Genomic DNA, 17801 nt, shown 5'->3' on the forward strand with positions numbered 1-17801 from the left:
TCACAGAGAGATATTTATATACCACATTAATGATTACAATTAAAGAAGCCAAAAGCAAAAAAGAATTAACAGAATATATCAAATTTCCGTTTTCTTTATACAAAGACAATCCATATTGGGTTCCGCCAATTATTGCGGATGAATTGGAATCTTTTGACAAAACGAAGAATCCGGTTTTTGAAAATGCTGAGGCTTATTTCTATATAGCCTATAAAAACAATGAAATCGTTGGAAGGATTACGGCTATTATTAATTGGGAAGAGGTAAATAACCAGCACAAAAGAAAAGTGCGTTTTGGATGGTTTGATGTTATTGATGATATAGAAGTTACTAAAGCCCTACTTGAAAAAGTATATGAGTTAGGAAAAAAACACAATCTGGAACACGCTGAAGGACCGATGGGATTTTCTAATTTAGATAAAGTGGGCGTGCTCACAGAAGGTTATGACCAGGTTGGAACGATGATTACCTGGTATAATAATCCTTATTATGTAACGCATTTTGAACAATTAGGCTTTCAGGTAGAGAAAGAATATATTGAAAGTATTTTTCCTTTTTCTAATGTAAAACCTGAATTTTTCCTGAAGGCCCAGGAACTTATCAAAAAAAGATACGGCCTGAAATCACTTACTTTTACTAAAACAAAGGACATTATGCCACACGTGGATAAAATGTTCGATTTGTTTAATGAATCGTATGCAAAACTGGCTTCATTTGTCGCTATCTCGGATGTTCAGAAAGAATACTTCAAGAAAAAATACATCAGTTTTATCAATCCTGAATATATAAAATTTGTAGTTGACAAAGAGGATAAATTAATCGCTTTTAGTATTGTAATGCCGAGCTTTACAGAAGCCCTGCAAAAAGCAAAAGGAAAGCTTTTTCCGTTTGGTTTCCTTCATTTATTAAAAGCAAGAAGAAAAAGCAAGGATGTGGTTTTTTATTTAATCGGAGTACATCCTGATTATCAAAATAAAGGTGTTACTGCCATTATTTTTGATGAATACTATAAAACTTTCTCCGAAAAGGGGATTCAGAATTGTATCAGGACTCCGGAATTAGCAGAAAACAATGCTATTCATTTACTCTGGAAAAATTTTGATCCGATAATTCACTGTCAGAGAAAAACCTACCGTAAAGATTTGTAGTGTAATTTCAGTTTATTATAAAAAAAATCCCTTTTGAAAGGGATTTTTTTTTATTGTACTGGTTTGCAATCTACTTTTACCAGTATATTTTTCTGATCAAATATAAGTTTTGATTTATCTTTAAACACAATCTTATCATTTGCTTCTACTGTTTCTCCATAGCCTTCGATAAATGTTCCTTCTCTGTTTAGAAAAGCGACTTCTCTAACAGAAGAAACACCTTCAGATGTAAATGTATAATCTGCAATAAGTGTATCACCTTTCATATTTCCGACTAAAATACCTTCATTTTTATCTTTTTCAGATAAGTTATAACTTAATGTACCATTTACTTCCTGATGAGAATTTACATTAAAGCTCAAATCTACCATGCTGTTATTGCCCGAATAAGAATAACATTGATTTCCTGTTGGCTCAGCACTTTCGGCTACTTTTGGTGCACTGGGAGCAATTTCTCCAGTTACAGTATCTGTTTTTTTGCAGGAAACAAAACCAACCATAATAATTAATGTTAGTGCGAATAATTTTTTCATAATACTTAGTTTTAATGTTTTATTACTATAAATGTAAGCAGAATATAAAAAAAATCCATTCTGAGTGAGAATGGATTTTTTACATAATTCCCATACCATGGAATCTATTTTATTTTAGAAATTAAGCATCTAAATCTACTGTAGTTCTGCTGGCAATTTCTTTGTATGTTCCGTTTACTAATTTTTCGCGGATTGCTTCAAATGCAGTTAACGTTTCATTAATATCCGTTAATGTATGAGAAGTGGTCGGAATCATTCTTAACAAAATAATCCCTTTTGGAATTACAGGATAGATTACGATTGAAAGGAAAATACCGTAGTTTTCTCTTAAATCATTTACCATAACCATTGCTTCCGGAACACTTCCTTCTAAATAAACTGGTGTTACACAAGTATTTGTATCTCCAATGTTAAAATTTCTTTCACGCAATCCGTTTTGCAATGCATTTACGTTTTCCCATAATTTATCTTTCAATTCCGGGTGGTTACGTAACAATTCCAAACGTTTTAATGATCCGATTGTCTGGATCATTGGTAATGCTTTAGCAAACATTTGCGAACGTAAATTATATTTTAAGTAATCGATAATATCCTTATCTGCAGCTATAAAAGCTCCGATATTAGCCATTGATTTTGCAAAAGTAGAAAAGTATACATCAATATCTGCCTGAACTCCCTGCTCCTCACCTGCTCCGGCACCTGTTTTACCAAGTGTGCCAAAACCGTGTGCATCATCTACTAATAATCTGAAATTGTATTTTTGTTTTAACGCAACAATCTCTTTTAATTTACCTTGTTGTCCTCGCATTCCAAAAACACCTTCAGTAATAAATAAGATTCCCCCTCCGGTTTCTTCTGCCATTTTTGTAGCACGCTGAAGGTTTTTCTCCATACTTTCAAGATCATTATGTCTGTAAGTAAAACGTTTACCCATATGCAAACGTACACCATCAATAATACAGGCATGAGCATCTACATCGTAAACAATTATATCATTTTTTGTTACCAGAGCATCAATAGTAGAAACCATTCCCTGATAACCAAAATTTAGTAAATAAGCAGATTCTTTCATTACAAAAGCAGCCAGTTCATTCTCTAATTGTTCGTGGTATTTTGTATGACCAGACATCATACGTGCTCCCATTGGGTAAGCTGCACCGTATTCTTTTGCTGCATCAATATCTGCCTGACGCACCTCCGGGTGATTAGCCAATCCTAAGTAATCATTTATACTCCAGTTCAAAATTTCTTTTCCACCAAACTGCATTCTAGGACCAAGTTCTCCTTCTAATTTAGGAAATACAAAATAACCTTCTGCTTGCGAAGCCCATTTTCCTAATGGTCCTTTATTGTTTTGAATTCTTTCGAATAAATCTTTTACCATAATATATTGAAGTAATAATTTTATTTTAACAGGGAGCAAAAATAATAATTATTATTCTAAAATAGAGTCAGCTATTTGTTTTTTTGAAAAATAACCTGAAATGCAAATAATCAGTAGCATTGCTAGTTTTAGACGTTTTTATTTAACAAGTTTTAACTTAAAAAAAATAATTCAACAAGTCTTTAAAAATGATTTTTATCATAATAAAAGATAAAAACGTCTTTTATTTTTACATTAAATTAAAACTAAAATAAAACCAGTTATTATGAAAAGAAATTATAAACTAACAAAAGACTTATTAGTTGTTGTGTGTTTGCTTTTTGTACTGCCTTTGTTGCAATCATGCAAAAGAGAAGAAAACAATAAAAATTATGCAAAAATTACAACCAAAGGAGAAATGGATGCAGAACTGACTGCCCCTCCATTAGTTCCAAAACCTGTAGGCAACAGAGCAGCCATGAAACTAAAAGTAAGCATGGAAATTAAAGAACAGGAAGGCACAATGACAGATGGAGTAAAATATGTATACTGGACATTTGGCGGATCTGTACCGGGAAGTTTTATCAGAACCCGTGTTGGTGATGAAGTAGAGTTTCATCTAAAGAATCATCCCGACAACAAACTGCCACACAATATTGACCTGCATGCTGTCACCGGACCGGGAGGAGGTGCAACATCATCATTGGTAGCACCTGGTCACGAAAAAGTATTTAATTTTAAAGTACTGAATCCGGGATTGTATGTATATCATTGCGCTACTGCTCCTGTTGGTATGCACATTGCAAACGGAATGTATGGTTTAATATTAGTTGAGCCGGAGGGCGGCCTTCCTCCTGTTGACAAAGAATATTATGTAATGCAGGGGGATTTTTATACCCAGGGTGAATATGGAGCAAAAGGGCTACAGGCCTTTGATATGAATAAAGCTGTCAAAGAAACACCTGATTATGTAGTTTTTAACGGAAAAGTGGGATCGCTGACAAATGGAAATGAACTAACTGCAAAAGTTGGTGAAACAGTACGTCTGTTTGTTGGAAACGGCGGACCAAATCTGGTTTCATCGTTCCATGTTATTGGAGAAATATTTGACAATGTTCATATAGAAGGTGGAAATCTGGTCAATAAAAATGTTCAGACCACGCTGATTCCGGCCGGAGGTTCTTCAATTGTTGATTTTAAGGTAGAAACTCCCGGGAATTTTATTCTGGTTGACCACTCTATTTTCAGGGCATTTAATAAAGGAGCTCTTGGTATTCTAAAAGTAGAAGGCGCAGAAAATAAAAGCGTCTACTCAGGCACTGTACAGGAAGGAATATATCTGCCAGAAGGAGGAACAATTCAAAAAATGCCATCCGGAACCAATACTAAAACAACTGCGATTCCTAACAGAACGGTAGACGAAAAAATAAAAATAGGAAAACAAATTTTTGGGACCACGTGTTTTGCGTGTCATCAGTCAGAAGGACAGGGAATTCCGAATACTTTTCCTCCTTTGGCCAAATCTGATTATTTAAATGCAGATGCAAAAAGAGCTATCAGAACTATCCTGCATGGCGCAACAGGCGAACTTACAGTAAATGGCAAAAAATACAATAATGTCATGCCAGCCCAAAATTTATCTGATGACGAAATTGCAAATGTCCTTACCTATATATACAATAGCTGGGGCAACAATAAAACGGTGATTAATCCGGAAATGGTAAAAGCACAGCGATAACACTATTATCATGCAAAAAAGGATTTTAATACTCATCTTTCTTTTTATTCTTACTCCTGCAGCAGTGATAAGGGCGCAGGAAGCAAAGATGGCTCATATACAAGAGGGAACATTTGTCCCTCTTTACGGAGCTACATCAAAAAAACCTGTTGTTGTAAAATCCTTCTCAATAGATATATATCCTGTAACCAATATTGCGTTTTTAAATTTTATTAAAAAAAATCCAGCATTTGGCAGATCAAAAATAAAAGGAATTTTTGCTGATAAAAGTTATCTGAATTACTGGAAAAACGATTTTGATTTTGGGAAAGCAAATCCAAATTCACCTGTAACAAGTGTTTCCTGGTTTGCTGCCAAAAAATATTGTGAATGTCAGGGAAAATGTTTACCGACTATGGATGAATGGGAATATGTTGCTATGGCAGATGAAAAAAGGACTGATGCAAGAACCAGAAAAGAATTTAATGAATACATTCTTTCCTGGTATGAAAAATCAAAAACCTATGAAAATCCGATTGGCTCGACGTTTAAAAACTACTGGGGAGTTTATGATATGCACGGCCTTGTATGGGAATGGACAGCAGATTTCAACAGCCTGTTTTTATCTGGAGAATCCAGAAAAGACAAAAGCAGTGATAAAAACCTTTTTTGTGGTGCGTCTTCAGTCAATGCATCAGATTTAATGGACTATGCTGCCTTTATGAGATATGCGTTTAGAGGAAGTTTAAAAGCAAAATACTCAACCCGAAACTTGGGTTTTAGATGTGCGGGTTCATTAATCAAAAAATAATTTTAGAAATGAAAAGAATAACAATTATAATCTTCACACTGCTTTTTACTCTACAAAGTTGTAAAAATGCTAAAGAAGAAGAAAAAACAAAAAACAAACCGATCAGTGATTTATCGATTTACAATTTACCGTCACAATGGACCAATCAGGATGGGAAAACTACTGAACTAAAAAGCCTGAAAGGAAATGTTCTGGTGATGGTCATGATTTATACTTCCTGTAAGGCTGCCTGCCCCAGATTGGTTGCAGATATGAGAGATATAGAATCTAAATTGAATAAAGACAATAAGAAAAATGTAAAACTTATCCTGGTGAGCATTGATCCTGAAACAGATACACCACAGCGGCTAAAATCATTCGCTGTTAATAACAAAATGAATCAGGAGCCGTGGATATTTTTACGTTCAACTGAAGAAAACACGAGGGAATTTGCAGCAGTTCTTGCCGTTAATTACAAAAAAATATCTCCCATTGATTTTTCACATTCAAATATTATAAGTGTATTTAATCCGGAAGGTGAACTTATTTATCAGCAGGAAGGTTTGGGTGTAAATAATGAAAAAACAGTTGAGAAAATCAACGAGGAAGCGGCAAAAATTTAAATAGGTTAATTAGTTGAAAAGCAGGAGCGGTTTTAAATAACCGACTCCTGTTTTTTATTTAATAACGAGACTGAAATTAAAAATAAACCCAAGACGATAAGAATGCTTGCCGCAAAAATGATCGTATAGTATCCACGCAACAAACCAATATTAAAATAAAAAAATCCGCCCTGAACAAACAGTACAATTTCTGTTGCAATGTAACCCCAAATAAAACACTTCATTCCTGATTTCATTAAGAGAGATTCTGTAGCTAATAATTTTGCCTGAAGTAAAACTCCAAATAAAAATCCGGTAATGATGCCAAGAGTGGTAAGATGGACAAAACCTATTACAAAATTTCTAATATGATGTGAAGACTCCCCTAAATTTGGAATCAAAACTACTAATTGAATACAGAGTTTTAAAAATAGTGAACATAATGATAAGCTATAAACTAATTTTGTAAGCTGATTCAAACCTGCTTTAAAATACATTATTTGCGGTTTCAGCATTTTGTAGAAATACCAAAAAGAAATTATTTGCAATAAAACGCCTGATAAATTTATCCCGTAAAGAATTTCACTGGAGATATACCAGCTGACAGGAAATGCAAAAGTTAAAAAAACAGAAATCACCAGAAGCAAAAAGAAATTATTAAACATCCTGCTTTCTATCTTCTTTGTAAATTGTTTTAGAAACAAGGCTAAAACTGCCAGTAAAAACCATCCGTTAAATTGAAAATGCAGAAAAAACTGAATTGCTATTTGATAAAAGGCATTTTGTTTTCCTAAGGTGCTGACTGCAGGACCTAAACACCAAACCCCAAACGTTGATAAAACCATAAATAAAATGGACATAGATAAAAGCTGACCGCTAAAGTTTTTATCACGATGACAATCCTTCCAGACCTTCCGGCAAAAAACATAACTTAGAAAGATGTGGAGTGTAGAAAACAAAATGGAAAAAAATGCATATCCCTGAATAGAAAAAGAAATCATCATACCAATTACTGTAAATTCTGTAAGCCAGAATAACCTGCTGTAAATTGGATTTTGTCTTTTTTCTTCGGGAATAAAAAAACAGACTATTAAAACATAAATCATCAAATACGCCCAACCCAACATTGCAACATGAGAATGTGCGTGAAGCAAAAAAGTGTAGTTTATAAACTGCAAAGGAAACAGAAAGGTGAAACGCATGACCAAACCGATTCCTGAAGCAATCAGAAAGTTAAAAAAGCAACAGGTTATCCAGCTCTTTTTAGAATTCATTTTGTACAAAAACTGTATTTTTTTCAAAATCAAAAATATTAAAAACACGTATGCAAAAATGCATCGACTTTGATCACTGCTTTCAAATGATAAATCGATGCATTTTAATTACAATCCGGTTAAAATTCAGGCAAACTCTTTTTCTAAAAGGACAGCTTTGGGAAAAAGAATATTATTTTCTAAGTGAATGTGTTTATGAAGGTCTTCCTCAAACTCTTTTAGCATGGCATAAGTCACTTTATAAGTAGTGCATGCATCATCAGGAGCTGTATAATTATTTGTCAGTAATGCTATTTCCCTAAATCTTTCTCCTTCATTATCATGCTCGTGCATCATCATCGCAATTGGGTTAGAAACTGTTCCAAATGATGGCTGAGACAAAATACCGTCAGCGTTTTTGGTTTTGACCATTCTGCTTACAAAAGGAAATAAGATCAGCTCTTCCTTTTTCATATGCTGTGACAATTCGCCTGCACAACCGGTAAATAATTCATTTATTTTAAAAAGTTCAGGATGGGCATTGCCGTGTACCCTGCAAAGTTTATCTAAAAACTGAATCAATACCGATGTTTTTTCTTCCACATAACGATGATGCGTTTTCTCAATATAATCTACCAGTAAGTCCAAGGGCCAGGAATTAAAATCAACTCCGCTTGGATTTTCTGATTGTAGAACATCATAAACATTCTGCAGCAATACATCTGAGTCAATATGCTGTTTTTCACAGACTTCATTTAATGTCCTGTTGCCTTTACAACAAAAATCTATATCATATTTTGTAAATACTGCAGCCGTTCTAAAATCCTGAGCTACAAATGAACCGATAGTTTTATTTTTTAAATTTTCCATTATATCTGTTTTTTAGTTTAATTCATGGGTTTTCATATTGAATAAAAGACAAAATTATCTTTTATTGTTTTATTAAAAAACTCTGAGGTTTTATTTATCCTCAGAGTCTTTATTTACTCAACAATCAAAGTACCTTTCATCATGGCTACGTGGCCCGGAAAAGTACATAAGAAGTTATAGGTTCCTTTTTTATCAATTGTAAATTCTATAGTATCTTGTTCTCCGCCGCCCAATAATTTAGTATGGGCAATGATTGACACTTTTTCTGAAGCCGGAATATAGTCTGTGTCTTTTGCATTGATTGCTTTAGCAGCAAAAGCAGCTTCATCTGTACCTTCCTGCAAGATTACCAGGTTGTGTCCCATGGCTTCTTTAGGGATTTTACCAACGTGTTTCAGTGTTAAGGTAATTGGTTTTCCGGCCATTGCTCTTAACTCCGATTTGTTAAACTGCATTTGATCATTACCTTCAATAACCAAAACATTCGTAACTGTTTCAGCAGCTTCAGGACTTTCAGTTGTAGTAGTTGTTTCTGTAGCTTCTTCAGTTGCAGAAGCATCTTTTTTGCCACATGAAGTTATTGCCAGAAACCCCATAAGCATAACCATCGAAATTTTCATTCTCTTATTCATTGCAATCTGTTTAAATTATTATAATATTAGTTGTCTTTATTTAAAATCCTCAGATGAAAATCACCTGATTTTACACCCAATGCCAGTTCTTCTAAAGTTGTTGTCGTTAGCATCACCAATAAGAGTTCACGTATTTTTTTAAACTCATTATGAACAGGACAGGGATGTATTTCGGAACATTCTTTCAATCCAATCCCACAGCCTTTGTATATGCTGTCACCGTCTATCGCATCAACAATATGAATTAGCTTTATCGATTTTACAGCTTCATTAGAAACTTCAAAACCTCCTCCCACTCCTTTTGCCGAATGAATAATCTTATTCTTGGTAAGAATCTGCATTATTTTTGCCGTGAAGGGTTCGGGAGAGTCGATTTCTTTTGCGACATCTTTTATTCCAACTCTAATTCCTTTTGAAGATTTCGCTGCAATAAAAATTGATGCCCGAATTCCATACTCACAAGCTTTTGAAAACATAATTTATCAGGTATTAACTTTATACAAATTTACTAAAAATATAATAAAAGACAAATTTATCTTTTAATTATTTATAATCCGGAACTAAAGCTTATTTATAACCAGAATAATTTAAATGCCCTGCAAAACTAATTCCTTAAACTACCCGTGTTTTAAAAGATATTAGTTTTATCTTTGATAGATCATAATTTTTGTAAAACACAGAAAAATGCCTTTAAACAATACAAAAGATTTAAAACTTGCTGTTCTTATTGATGCCGATAACGTACCTTATAGTAATGTAAAAGGTATGATGGAAGAAGTAGCAAAATTTGGAACTCCTACAACTAAACGTATATATGCAGACTGGACAAAACCAAATTCTAACGGATGGAAAGGTGTTTTATTAGAACATGCCATTACACCCATTCAGCAATACAGTTATACCGTAGGTAAAAATTCATCAGATTCAGCATTAATTATTGATGCGATGGATTTGCTTTATTCAGGAAAACTGGATGGTTTTTGTATTGTTTCAAGTGATAGCGATTTTACCCGCTTAGCTATCAGACTCAGGGAATCGGGAATGAAAGTGATTGGTATCGGGGAAAAGAAAACACCCAACTCTTTTATTGTTGCCTGTGACAGGTTTATTTACATCGAGGTTTTGGACGGGGCTATCCAGAAAAAGAAAATCAAAGAGGCTGATGTTAAAAAGCCAGTTGAAAAACCTGCTGAAAAAGCATTGCATAAAATTGACAAGCAAACTATTGAGCTTATTGAAGCTACAATTGAAGATATTGAAGATGACGACGGCTGGGCATTTCTGGGCGATGTCGGAAATTTGATTGTAAAGAAAAAACCCGAATTCGATCCGCGAAATTATGGTTTTTCTAAACTTACACCCATGCTAAAGTCTTTAACTGATATTCTTGAAATAGACGAAAGAGAATCAGACAAAAAAGGAATCAAACACGTTTACGTTCGTTTGAGATTCAATTAATTTCAAATTTATTACCTATTTAATTTTTTTAAAAAACATGAGAAAAAAATTCTTTATTTACGGATTCTTATTGTTTCTAATTGTTGCCGCAGTTTATTATTATTCAGGACGCGGTTTTTTACTTGTTATCATTTTACCAATCTTATTAATTGTTGGTGTTTATAACGCAATTCAGACCAAACATGCCATTCTTCGAAACTTTCCGGTTTTAGGCTACTTCAGGTATTTATTTGAAATGATTGCCCCGGAAATTCAACAATATTTTATTGAAAGATCTACTGATGGAAAACCGTTTTCCAGAAATCAGCGTTCTATGGTTTACCAAAGAGCAAAAAATATAGATTCAAGCACGCCTTTCGGAACACAACAGAACCTGAACCATGATGGTTATGAAGGAATCAAACATTCTATTTTTCCGGCAAAAGTAAATGAAGAACTGCCTCGTGTATTAGTGGGCGGAAAAGATTGTAAACAGCCTTATCTGGCATCCCTGTTTAATGTTTCGGCAATGAGTTTTGGTTCGCTGAGCGAAAACGCAGTCCGTGCCATTAATATTGGTGCAAAAAAAGGAAATTTTTATCAAAATACAGGAGAAGGCGGTTTGACAGAATTTCATCTTGCCGGTGGCGGGGATATTACATGGCAGATTGGTACAGGATATTTTGGATGCCGTGATGCGGAAGGAAATTTTAGTCCTGAAAAATTCTCGGAAAAAGCAAATCTTCCTAATGTAAAAATGATCGAAATTAAACTTTCTCAAGGTGCGAAACCAGGTCATGGCGGTGTACTTCCTGCTGCTAAAAATACCGAGTTTATTGCAAAAATAAGAGGAGTTGAACCTCATACAATGATTCTTTCGCCTCCGGGACATACTGTTTTTTCTGATACAAAAGGATTAATTCGTTTCATTAAGCAATTACGTGAATTGTCAAATGGAAAGCCAATCGGATTTAAATTGTGTATTGGAAATACCGCCGAATTTGAGGCTATTTGCCACGAAATGATTGCCGAAGATACTTATCCTGATTTCATTACCGTTGATGGTGCTGAAGGAGGAACAGGTGCCGCACCTCTGGAATTTGCCGATGGTGTTGGAATGCCTTTTGAACCTGCCCTGATTTTTGTAAACAAAACTTTAATCGGATTAAATATTCGTGATAAGATACGCATTATCGGAAGCGGGAAAATAATTTCCGGTTATTCTATCTTACATGCCGTGGCACTTGGTGCTGATATGTGCAACAGTGCGCGTGGCTTTATGTTTTCTCTGGGCTGTATCCAGGCACTTCGTTGTCACAATAATGAATGCCCTACCGGAGTGGCAACGCAAAACAAAATGCTTATGAAAGGTTTGGTGGTAACAGATAAATCTGATCGTGTGTATCATTTTCATAAAAATACATTACACGCCGCCAATGAGCTGCTGGCTGCTGCCGGCAAAAAAAGCTTTGCCGATGTGGATGTTAATATTTTCATGCGTGGTGATGAGTTTACAAATTTATCAGAATTATATTTTCCTGATAATTTAAAAAATGTTACTAAAAGAAACTAAAATAAAAAGCCTCTTTGTTATTTCAAAGAGGCTTTTGTTTTAATTAAAAAGCTGATTACTTATTTTCTTTCATGTTTTCTGAAAGGAAAAGCATAACTCTCATTTTTAGTTTCTCAATTGAAAGTTCACTACTTTCAAATTCATAAAAAAGATTAATATCATTACTTTTAAAAGCTAAGGCATATCCATTAAATCTTTTATTATCCTTGGTTATTTTGTATGATATAGCTTTAACACCATCTATCGTACTTTCTACCTTATATTTTTGCAGATTACTATCACTTTTTAATTTTTTGAAACTTTGTTCAATATCATCTTTCGATTCAAAATCATGAATAAAAATATTCAGATTGTCTGGTGATTTAAATGCCATTCTTAATAACTCATCATGATTATTCTGGAGGTAATAATTCTTTGGTATTTTAATCTGAGTTTCTAAAGCAATATCAACCAATGAATCTTTTGCAACTTTTACAATTCCGAAATCTTCCTTTAGCGAAGGCGATAAACTATCCAGAGCTTTATAATCAGAATATAACATCTTCACAGATATAAGTCTATCAGTTGTTGTTTGTCTCTCAAGTCTCTTCTTCAGGATGGCTTCAGTATCCTGAAAACCCTGTTTAACCTTCAAATCATAATGATTGGAACTATTATTATTGGAACAAGTGTACAATAACCTGATAAATAAAAAAACAGGAACGATAAAAGCTAGTACAGTTTTCCATGCTGGTCTTTCATCCATGATTATTTCAGATCTTTTTCGGTTAAAACAATATCATTTATAAATTGTCCTTTTTTATCCTGATAAACGTATTTAATTGTTGTTATTCCGTAACGTTTGACTGATGCTAAAATACTTTTAAAATCACTGCTTCTCAAAATACTTTCTTTCATCAAAACTTTTGCTCCGTCTCCTTTTAGAATTTCTGAATATTGTTTTGGTACTTCAATTTTATAAACCAGTTCATTTTTGTTGCTAAGATCAATTTGTAAAACTTTCGTTCCGTCGTCATTTACAATTGGCATATTCTGATTCATTAACACCAGCATTTGCTGCATCTCACTACCGGAGTCAGACTCTGTGTTTTGTTTCTTATCTAAGGAATTGGTAGTATTTTTGGCTAGTAATTTATTTAATTCTTCTTTGTCAACTTTTAACTCAGCAAGAATTGTACTGTTATTCGCCAGAAAATATATTTCGAATGTGACACCTTCATTTATTAATTCTACCGAAGCAGGATCTTTTTTCATTGTTTCACCAAGGAAGGCAGGAAACATATCTTTATAAATAGATTCGTTTGTTTTACTTTGCTCTAAATTAGTATCAATTCTTATTTCAATTTTATTATCCTGCAAAAATGCTTTAGCACTTGTGTGAGTAATAACTTCATCCTGCATTAATGAAGTAGAATTATTATAAGAATTAACGTAATCCTGCATTTTTTGTTTGGTGTTTTTACAACTTACTAAAAACAATGCGATAGTAATTGCAAAAGAGATTTGGGTAATTTTTTTAATCATGTTTTTGGATTTATTAAGTATAATTTTACAACAAACATACTTGATTTGTTAGTGTAAATCAAAGTAATTATTTTCCTTAACAAAAAGAAAACAGCCTCTTTAATGTTTATAAGAGGCTGTTTTTTTTAATGCTGTCCTTTCAGATTACAATTTTGCTGTTTCTTTATTTTGCTCAGAAGTATTAGTATTTTCTAAAATAGCCAGTTCTTCCTTATCAATAAACTGTTGGGCAAAAATGGTATTGTTATTCGCTAAAAAATAAACATCAAAAGCGACACCCTCTTCGATTAATACTTTGGAAATCTGATCTTTTTTAATCATCTCAGCTAATAAATCCGGAAATCTTTTACTCGCGGCCAGTTTGTTTGTTTCGTTTTGTTCTAAGTCAGTTAAAATTCGGATTTCGATTTTACTGGCTGCTAAAAATCCTTTTGCTGTAGTACCAGTAATGTTATCACCTTTGAATTGTTCGGCAGCAGCGTTGTAAATGTTTACATGTTTCTGAATTTTTTGTTTCGTATTCTGACAGCTCACAAGTAAAAGCTGCATTACGATAATCAATAAAATTTTAGCGTAATTTTTTTTCATAGGTTTTGTTTTTTGGTTTAGGTTAATAGATTTTGTTACTTCAAACATAAACTATTTTCATGTCATTTCCTATACCTTATTATGGAATATTTCACCACTAACCATTTGATTAAATGTTATTTAACCAAATAAAAAAAAGACACTTTTGAAAGAATTTTCATCCGCATTGATTTCAAAATGAAAGCGGATTATTAATTTTTTAGAATAAAAAAAGACTCTTAAAATAAAGAGCCCTTTGTCGTAATTTATTATTTTATTTTTTGAAGCCTCAAAAGCGCTTCCAGGTAATAATAATCTGCATAATTTATGGAGCAATCTATTTCACTTCCAGCAGGTTTGTGTCCGGTGGCATGTAATAAAAATGCTGAATTTACATCGTGGCTCTGATAATGGTCTGAAAGTGAAACAATCATTTTTTTTGCTTTTGTCTGATATTCACTTTTTAAGGTTTTGTCTTTTGTATAAGAGCTCAATTCGATAAGAGCAGAAGAAACAATTGCTGCTGCAGACGCGTCTCTTGGAGCATTTGGAATATCCGGAGCACTAAAATCCCAATACGGAATAAAATCTTCAGTAGTTAATTTATCCAGGTAAACACGTGTTAGCTTATGGGCAAAATCTAAAAATTTTGGGTCTTTTGTTTCTCTGTAAACCATTGTAAAACCATAAATCGCCCAGGCCTGACCTCTCGCCCACATACTATCGTCGCTGTAGCCTTGTGCTGTCATTCCTTTTATCTTTTTACCGGTTTCATAATCATATATCAGAACATGATAAGATGTATAATCAGGTCTGAAATGGTTATTCATTGTCGTTTCAGCATGTTTTACTGCAATATCATACAGCTTTTTATTTCCTCCGTTTTTAGAAGCCCAGAACAAAAGCTCCAGATTCATCATATTGTCGATAATGGTATTATGTCCGCCATATTTATTATGGGGCCATGACTGGATTGTTCCGACTTTTGGATTAAAAAGTGTTGCCAGAGTATCTGCCGTTTTCAGGATTATATCTTTATATCCCTTGTTTTTCGTCAGGCGATAACCATTTCCGAAACTATTAAAAACCTGAAAGCCCAAATCATGGTCCGCCGCTTTTGTTACAGATAACGGCGTTAGAAAACGACTAAATTTATCTGCTTCTTTCTCCCATTTTTTATCCCCGGTTGCTTCATACAAATACCATAATTCGCCCGGCCAGAAACCGCTTGTCCAGTCTTTATAATTTACGAATTTCCAATCTTTACTCCCATTCGGAACTGTTCTTGGAGAAGTTCCGTCATTTGGTATTACTTTTAATGTTTTTGTGGCTTGTTCGGCGCAATATTCGAGCTGTTTTTTTATATCGAATGATTTTGTATCGCTTTTTTTCTGTGAATAGATGATCGTTACAGAAAGTAACAACGTAACAACTAAAAGTTTTTTTGGTTCGAAAGGCATAGTGATAGTTTTTTGTAGGTTAAATTTATAAAAATTTAGTTTTAAATTTTATGGCATAAAACTTTTAGTCCTTTCGATATACCAAATCTGTACTATTTTCTACCCGTTTTTTTATCTTTGCTCATAATCACACTACATCAAAATTGAAAAAATCAAGAATCTGCTATTCCTTATTATTTCTATTCGTAATTTGTCTTGGAATTCTCTCCAGAAAAACCTCAATCGTGCCTTTGTATTTTGGGGATTTATTATATGCCGTAATGATGTATTTATTGGTGAGAATAATTTTCATTACTAAAAATGCATTGCAAATAACAGTCATCTCTCTGTTAATCTGCTATTCTATTGAATTTTTACAGCTCTATCAGGCCGAATGGATTATTTCTTTAAGAAAAACACTTTTCGGAAGATATGTTTTAGGACAGGGATTTTTGTACAGTGATCTTGTAGCTTACACTTTTGGAGTTGCAATTACTTTTATTATTGAAAAAATGGCTTTGAATTATCTCAATCAAAAGTCTGAGTAATTTTATCAATATTCAAACTATTTGCCATTGCCATAAAAATTTCATAGTACGTTTTTTTATTATCGTACAATTCATCGTGCGTTCCTTTTTCGATAGATCTTCCTTTTTCTAATACAATAATATTTGAGGCATCAATAATTTGGGAAATACTATGCGATATTATAATAACTGTTCTGTCTTTTTTGATTGCATCCAGAGATTTTTTTATCTGTTCTGTGGCAATAGCATCCAGACTTGCTGTAGGTTCGTCCAGGAAAATGATGGGTGGATTTTTTAGAAACAATCTTGCAATTGCAATTCGTTGCTGCTGCCCTCCGGAAAGCAAATGTGCATCAGAATCATAACCGTTTGGCAGCTGAATAACCTGTTCGTGAATATACGCCTGTCTGGCGGCTTCTATAACTTCGTCTTTTGATGCATCTGGTTTTCCATATAAAATATTGTCTGCAATTGTACCTTTGAATATGTGGTTTTTCTGCAGGGCCAAACCAATATTTTGCCTAAGAAAATCAGTATTATAATCGACTAAATCAACTCCGTCTAAAAAAATATGACCCGCTGATGGCAGGTAAAATTTATCGAGTAAATTAATAACCGTACTTTTCCCGGCACCGCTTAATCCAACCAAAGCGGTTGTCTCGTTTGGTTTTACGGTAAAACTAACATCATAAAGAGCCTGGGTTCCGTTTGGATAAATAAAATCTACATTTTTAACTTCTATTAGTCCAGTTATTTTTTCGGGTATAAAATCTCCGGTCGTTTCCTTTTCCTGATCGGATTCCAAAATATCAAAAAATCCTTCCGAATAAATCAAGGCATCATTTACTTCATCATAAATGCGGTGTAATTGGCGTATTGGCGACGACACATTATTAAACAACATAATATGAAACATTATGGCACCAATAGTCATGGCATTATTCAAAACGAAATAGGCCGTTAATATTATAATAATAACCACTCCAATCTGCTCAACAAAACTTTTGACACTTTCGAAGATAAAACTGGTTTTCCTCGTTTCTAACTGGTTTTCGGTCATTTCGAACTGAATCTTTTGGTGACGTTCAGCTTCTGTGGGTTCGCGTACAAAAGATTTAATAACAGTTATCGATTCGATCAAACTTATAATCCCGTTATTTTTTGTTTCGCGATAATTTCGCATTCTTCTCCTGAAACCGCTTAGTTTAGTGGCCTGCAATTGACTGATATAAAAATAAATGGGTATAATACACAAACTGACCAAACCTACATAGACATTGGCATAAAACATTATGACCAAAGCCACAAAAGCATTGGCAAACAAGGGCAAAATATCAATAAAAAAGTTTTGAACCAGTCGCGTTAAACTGCTTATTCCTAAATCTATTCTGGTCTGCAGTTTTCCACTCTCATTTTCATCGGAGGTATAGAACTCCATTCTGTAGCTTAAAATCTTTTCAACTATTGTTTGGGAAATATCGCGTGTTATAAATATGCGAAGCTTTTCTCCGTAGAACTTTTGTCCAAATTGCACAACAGAATTAATTAACTCTTTAGAAAGTAATACAACGCTTATTATTCCCAATAAATGAAAACCTTTTGACAAAGGTTCGTGTGCAACCATTAAATTATTGATTGTATCAACGGTATACTTTAATATCAGTGCATTTACCTGTGCTGCAAAAGAGCCTAAGAACGTCAGCAGTAAAGTTGCTATAACCATTTTTCGGTATGGCTTAACAAAAGGCATTATTTTTTTATACAAAACAGCTAACTGCATTTATTTTTTATTTTAAGGCATTATATCAAATATAAGAATTCTAAAT

The 17801-nt window shown here is 33.6% G+C and carries 18 protein-coding genes; 7 read left to right on the forward strand and 11 right to left on the reverse strand.

Features of this window, described 5'->3' with window-relative positions; all coding sequences use genetic code 11:
* The first annotated feature begins 29 nt into the window (after positions 1 to 29).
* The gene (locus DCO46_RS08485) at positions 30 to 1148 is read left to right on the forward strand and encodes a GTP cyclohydrolase (protein ID WP_116752133.1); all 1119 of its coding nucleotides are present in this window, start codon (positions 30 to 32) and stop codon (positions 1146 to 1148) included.
* A 50-nt stretch (positions 1149 to 1198) separates the two neighbouring features.
* On the opposite strand, the gene DCO46_RS08490 is transcribed toward DCO46_RS08485, so the two are convergent.
* Positions 1199 to 1681 carry a hypothetical protein gene (locus DCO46_RS08490; protein WP_116752134.1) on the reverse strand — a complete coding sequence of 161 codons (483 nt, stop codon included), beginning with the start codon at positions 1679 to 1681 and terminating at the stop codon, positions 1199 to 1201.
* 121 nt (positions 1682 to 1802) lie between these two features.
* Positions 1803 to 3065 carry an aminotransferase class I/II-fold pyridoxal phosphate-dependent enzyme gene (locus tag DCO46_RS08495; RefSeq protein ID WP_116752135.1) on the reverse strand — a complete coding sequence of 421 codons (1263 nt, stop codon included), beginning with the start codon at positions 3063 to 3065 and terminating at the stop codon, positions 1803 to 1805.
* A 265-nt stretch (positions 3066 to 3330) separates the two neighbouring features.
* On the opposite strand from DCO46_RS08495, the gene nirK reads away from it, so the two are divergent.
* Genes nirK through DCO46_RS08510 form a run of 3 tightly spaced genes read left to right on the forward strand, consistent with a single transcriptional unit; the run spans position 3331 to position 6174 of the window.
* The gene (gene nirK, locus DCO46_RS08500) at positions 3331 to 4782 is read left to right on the forward strand and encodes a copper-containing nitrite reductase (protein ID WP_116752136.1); all 1452 of its coding nucleotides are present in this window, start codon (positions 3331 to 3333) and stop codon (positions 4780 to 4782) included.
* A gap of 10 nt (positions 4783 to 4792) precedes the next feature.
* On the forward strand, positions 4793 to 5572 hold the full coding sequence (locus DCO46_RS08505; RefSeq protein ID WP_116752137.1) for a formylglycine-generating enzyme family protein: 780 nt from the start codon (positions 4793 to 4795) through the stop codon (positions 5570 to 5572).
* A gap of 8 nt (positions 5573 to 5580) precedes the next feature.
* Entirely contained in the window at positions 5581 to 6174 is a 594-nt protein-coding gene (locus DCO46_RS08510; RefSeq protein ID WP_116752165.1) for an SCO family protein, read from the forward strand.
* A gap of 32 nt (positions 6175 to 6206) precedes the next feature.
* Here the strand turns inward: DCO46_RS08510 and DCO46_RS08515 are convergent, their stop codons facing one another.
* From DCO46_RS08515 to DCO46_RS08530, 4 genes are all read right to left on the reverse strand, one after another.
* Positions 6207 to 7454, reverse strand: coding sequence for a hypothetical protein (locus DCO46_RS08515; RefSeq protein WP_243416281.1), 1248 nt, complete (start codon positions 7452 to 7454; stop codon positions 6207 to 6209).
* A 99-nt stretch (positions 7455 to 7553) separates the two neighbouring features.
* On the reverse strand, positions 7554 to 8276 hold the full coding sequence (gene ric, locus DCO46_RS08520; RefSeq protein WP_116752138.1) for an iron-sulfur cluster repair di-iron protein: 723 nt from the start codon (positions 8274 to 8276) through the stop codon (positions 7554 to 7556).
* A gap of 113 nt (positions 8277 to 8389) precedes the next feature.
* Positions 8390 to 8908, reverse strand: coding sequence for an azurin (azu, locus tag DCO46_RS08525; RefSeq protein WP_116752139.1), 519 nt, complete (start codon positions 8906 to 8908; stop codon positions 8390 to 8392).
* A gap of 26 nt (positions 8909 to 8934) precedes the next feature.
* Positions 8935 to 9384 carry an RrF2 family transcriptional regulator gene (locus tag DCO46_RS08530; RefSeq protein ID WP_116752140.1) on the reverse strand — a complete coding sequence of 150 codons (450 nt, stop codon included), beginning with the start codon at positions 9382 to 9384 and terminating at the stop codon, positions 8935 to 8937.
* A 208-nt stretch (positions 9385 to 9592) separates the two neighbouring features.
* Here DCO46_RS08530 and DCO46_RS08535 point away from each other — a divergent pair, with 208 nt between their 5' ends.
* Positions 9593 to 10366: an NYN domain-containing protein gene (locus DCO46_RS08535; RefSeq protein WP_116752141.1), complete on the forward strand. Its 774-nt coding sequence runs from the start codon at positions 9593 to 9595 to the stop codon at positions 10364 to 10366.
* Positions 10367 to 10403: 37 nt separating this feature from the next.
* A complete protein-coding gene (locus tag DCO46_RS08540) occupies positions 10404 to 11918 on the forward strand; it encodes an FMN-binding glutamate synthase family protein (RefSeq protein ID WP_116752142.1) in 1515 nt (504 codons plus the stop codon).
* A 55-nt stretch (positions 11919 to 11973) separates the two neighbouring features.
* On the opposite strand, the gene DCO46_RS08545 is transcribed toward DCO46_RS08540, so the two are convergent.
* The 4 genes from DCO46_RS08545 to DCO46_RS08560 all read right to left on the reverse strand — a co-directional run bounded on the left by DCO46_RS08545 (position 11974) and on the right by DCO46_RS08560 (position 15469).
* Positions 11974 to 12663, reverse strand: coding sequence for a hypothetical protein (locus tag DCO46_RS08545; protein WP_116752143.1), 690 nt, complete (start codon positions 12661 to 12663; stop codon positions 11974 to 11976).
* Between the two features lie 2 nt (positions 12664 to 12665).
* On the reverse strand, positions 12666 to 13442 hold the full coding sequence (locus DCO46_RS23050) for a hypothetical protein (protein WP_207784957.1): 777 nt from the start codon (positions 13440 to 13442) through the stop codon (positions 12666 to 12668).
* A gap of 144 nt (positions 13443 to 13586) precedes the next feature.
* Positions 13587 to 14030 carry a hypothetical protein gene (locus DCO46_RS08555; protein ID WP_116752167.1) on the reverse strand — a complete coding sequence of 148 codons (444 nt, stop codon included), beginning with the start codon at positions 14028 to 14030 and terminating at the stop codon, positions 13587 to 13589.
* A 248-nt stretch (positions 14031 to 14278) separates the two neighbouring features.
* Entirely contained in the window at positions 14279 to 15469 is a 1191-nt protein-coding gene (locus tag DCO46_RS08560; RefSeq protein WP_116752144.1) for a glycoside hydrolase family 88 protein, read from the reverse strand.
* 143 nt (positions 15470 to 15612) lie between these two features.
* Here DCO46_RS08560 and DCO46_RS08565 point away from each other — a divergent pair, with 143 nt between their 5' ends.
* On the forward strand, positions 15613 to 15996 hold the full coding sequence (locus DCO46_RS08565; RefSeq protein ID WP_116752145.1) for a DUF2809 domain-containing protein: 384 nt from the start codon (positions 15613 to 15615) through the stop codon (positions 15994 to 15996).
* Here DCO46_RS08565 and DCO46_RS08570 read toward each other — a convergent pair.
* Positions 15977 to 17755 (reverse strand): ABC transporter ATP-binding protein, encoded by a 1779-nt coding sequence (locus DCO46_RS08570; protein WP_116752146.1) that lies wholly within the window; start codon positions 17753 to 17755, stop codon positions 15977 to 15979. The genes DCO46_RS08565 and DCO46_RS08570 overlap by 20 nt on opposite strands.
* Between the last annotated feature and the right edge of the window lie 46 nt (positions 17756 to 17801).

Origin of the sequence: Flavobacterium sp. HTF (genome assembly GCF_003105115.1) — a bacterium.
Classification (GTDB): Bacteria; Bacteroidota; Bacteroidia; order Flavobacteriales; family Flavobacteriaceae; genus Flavobacterium.